The 3472-nt window shown below is 43.3% G+C and carries 4 protein-coding genes; all 4 read right to left on the bottom strand.

What is annotated here, in order from left to right:
* Positions 1–115: 115 nt before the first annotated feature.
* Positions 116–1303 carry a hypothetical protein gene (locus Pmgp_RS18860; protein ID WP_134216170.1) on the bottom strand — a complete coding sequence of 396 codons (1188 nt, stop codon included), beginning with the start codon at positions 1301–1303 and terminating at the stop codon, positions 116–118.
* A 21-nt stretch (positions 1304–1324) separates the two neighbouring features.
* Positions 1325–1567, bottom strand: coding sequence for a hypothetical protein (locus Pmgp_RS18865; protein ID WP_134216172.1), 243 nt, complete (start codon positions 1565–1567; stop codon positions 1325–1327).
* A gap of 151 nt (positions 1568–1718) precedes the next feature.
* Positions 1719–2015 carry a hypothetical protein gene (locus tag Pmgp_RS18870; RefSeq protein WP_134216174.1) on the bottom strand — a complete coding sequence of 99 codons (297 nt, stop codon included), beginning with the start codon at positions 2013–2015 and terminating at the stop codon, positions 1719–1721.
* A 512-nt stretch (positions 2016–2527) separates the two neighbouring features.
* Positions 2528–3010: a helix-turn-helix domain-containing protein gene (locus tag Pmgp_RS18875; RefSeq protein WP_192903030.1), complete on the bottom strand. Its 483-nt coding sequence runs from the start codon at positions 3008–3010 to the stop codon at positions 2528–2530.
* Between the last annotated feature and the right edge of the window lie 462 nt (positions 3011–3472).

Below are 3472 nucleotides of genomic sequence, written 5' to 3' on the forward strand. Positions count from 1 at the left end.
ATCATTTCCTTTCCTCCTGTACGCCTGTTAATTTCCAGTTACAGTGTACAGGATTGGTTTGATCGGGTGGTCAACTTTTTGGTGATCAATGGGTTAAAATTGGTACACTTTTAGTTTAGCAAATACAATTTCTCTTGTTCATGTAAACTGCTTGCGGAGTTGTATTATCTTTTTCGATTATCTCCGGTACTTCCGCCAGGTAGCCATTGTATCCCGGATCCTCTGAAGCTGGGTCATAGGTAAACCAGGTTGGTGGCTCGGGCACTTCATAAGAGGATGGATCTTGCCAGCGGTAGCGCCTGCCGTTGGTGATATTGAAAAGCATCCAGGCAGGCGTGATGTAATATCGTCCCGTGTCCTCACCAACGGCTACAACACGGGGAGCTTCGCGATATTTGACAGTCTTGAGTTTGTTCTTGCCGCCGCATATCATTTTGGTCTTAACCGGCCGGGGCAGATTGGCCAGAATGCGCACGAATTCGTCCAGGCCCTTCATGGTGTTGTCAATTTGCCTGTTACTGTAATTTAACGCTCTTACCTTGTTCTCTAATCCGGTGCTGTGACCAGTAATTTGACCCTTTACGATATCCTTCTTCTTGCGGACTATTTTGTAGCAGGCCTTGGTTTCAGCCACAACGGGAACATCGGAATAGCCTGCATAAAGGTATTCATTGACGGGCTTCATCTTTTTTAGCTGTTCAAGTGGAGTCAATTCGGAAGGATGGAATACCTTGCTTCGCTGTGTCAGTAGGCGGTGACGATTGGAGAACTGATCAAAGTTGACAGAATAATGGGTATCGGATTCTATGTTGCCGGCGTGGTTTATCCGGCAGAGCCACTGTGTCTCGGAATAGTGTTTAATCACTTCGACAACACCGTAATAAGAATGCAGGTATAGTTCCCCCGCTGGTTGGTGGGTTTTCTTAAATCGATCGCAGGCTTCAAAGTCAAGTACGTGCTGGATTAGAGGCTTTCCACTCAGGGCAAGTTCGCGGAGCGGTACTACGTCTTTGTTTCCGTTTATTTCTTCAACCAGTGCCTGTCTGTAGTAAAGTTCGTCTGTAACAGGATCATCTGCCGGCCAGAATGGAGAGAGCCCAGACCTGATTGCGGCGCTGGGCTCACGAAGCGTTATCGGAAGTTCCTGCGGTAGGAGCCGTAATATTGTCACGTTACCCAGAGTCACGTGCTCAGCCGGAATGTTTAAATTGCCCTCTATCTCTGCGAAGTGAATGTCGTCGTCATCGTAAGCAACTCTATTATAATCCAGAGTAGTGATTTTGTTTTTGTCCTGTGCAGACATACTATCATGCCCCCTTTGATATTAACCTTTTGATGGAGTTGAAGTTAGATAATCATTGGTGCCTGAAGCAGCCTCGTAAAGGTTGTAGCAAATGCACCTGCTTGCCCGGTACCCGGGCTCACGCCTGCGGTCGAGGGTTTCAAAGGGTAGGATGACACTGGAGACACCCTTAGCTCCGCGACGACCACTTTTGTGGTAGGCACCCCGACCGGCTGCCTTTTTCTCTGCAGCGTCCTTGTTAAGCAGCATTTCGAATGAAAACATAGAACATCTCCCTTCGGCAGTTGTGGTTGCCAGCCATATTTATCGGTTTATAGGCACAGAAAAAGCCCGGCCAGTTGTTTATTTGCTGGTCGGGCTTACTTTGATTAACATTCTTTCAGATTAACATTCTTTCAGATGGTAATTTGCATCCTTAGCCTATGATTGTTCCAGCGGCCCTGATGCAGAAGTAAAACATGGTAACCACCACAAACAGTACGATTAAGTAGAAAGTTACCATCATTACTAATAATGCAACAGAAGTGGCCAGGAATTTAATAAGTGGCCATGCCAACGCTGTAAGCATTAAGCCGGCCACCATGCCAACCGCCACTGTAGTTGTGCTTTTGCAATTATTGGTATCAACCAGTTGAATATTATGGCAACCAGTGAAGGCATATACTACTTTGTGCCAGATATAGGCCAGGGAGTCCTTCAGTTTCTTTAACATCGTAACCACCTCCATTTTTCCTTACGGGAATCTAAGCTAACCTCATCTCCAACCTTCGTCGCTATTACTACTCTGCCCATGTCCGGTAATATGGCACAGAGTGCGCTCCCCTTTTGGGTGACCATCCATGGTATCATCGCGGGTTACAGGCCGTATGTATTAAGCCTGTAGGCTTAACCAAGTCTGGCGCGGCTCGGCTGCTTAAATCGCTTAATAAATACAAAAGCGGCCCTTAAAAGGCCGCAAAAGGATTACATTTATATGTAATTATACATTCCGACACTTTTTTCGATTAAGACAATCCATTTTATTTGTATGTCCTCCCAGTGTATTAATTTATAATGGCTTTTCCATATTATTACCACTAATTGTAGGCTGGTAAGTCGTTCGGAATACAGCCAGGTTATTTTACCCGGTGGGGCACCGAACAAGGCGGAGACTTTTAAATCAATGCCTAGGTACTAACGGAAAATATATCCTGGTTTTGTCTTAATAGGCCATCATTAAGAAACTCATCGCTCATAAAGCCCGTGTTTTAAACCCGTTTCAAAATATCCTTCTGATACACTACTAATTGTATCTAACAGGCTTTTGTTCGGCTTTCTCTCGGAAACCATATTGGAATATTTGTTTGCGAAATGCCATAGTAACGACAGCAGTCCCTTAACGGAACTTGAAGGGTATTTATTTGCGTACATAAAATATGCTAATCTTATATATTCACGGCTATTAATGTCTTTGAGAAACTCCTGATATTCAACCGGTAACTGATAAAACCAATCGAAATTATTGTTCTGATTGTCTTTTAGTAGTTTTGAAACAGGGATTCCTAAACCTTCTGCTATTGCCTTTAATGTTTCTAATGATGGATTTTCCGTACCTTTTTCGATTTTAGCTAGATATCCATGGGATAATCCAATCAAAGAAGCAAGCTTTCTTTGAGACAAGCCTTGCATTTCCCTGTACCTTGCTATTATATTTCCGATTTCGCTCAAGATTAGCACCCCTTTACATTTGTATAGTGTAACTATAGCAAGAATAATGCTTCCTGTCAAGCAACATATTAGTTGACAATATGTAAACTAAATGATACGATTTTGTCAATGGTAGTTTCCCTTATCAAATTATGAAAGGGGAATAAAACTGCCAGAAAGGGTGAAAACAATTGTTTGATTATGACAACAGTATTGAGCGGCCACTAGACTTAAACGGCTTAGTTAGAAAGCCTAATCCAAACAGGCATAGTCGAATAGACTTTGCTGTACCTGGATTACTTCCAAAAGGGCACGTTACTCTTATTGCCGGTGCTCCCAAAGGGGGGAAAACATGGTGTATTTGCTAAACTAAAAGTGTACCAATTTTAACCCATTGATCACCAAAAAGTTGACCACCCGATCAAACCAATCCTGTACACTGTAACTGGAAATTAACAGGCGTACAGGAGGAAAGGAAATGAT

This window comes from Pelotomaculum propionicicum (assembly GCF_004369225.1).
Lineage (GTDB): Bacteria > Bacillota > Desulfotomaculia > Desulfotomaculales > Pelotomaculaceae > Pelotomaculum_B > Pelotomaculum_B propionicicum.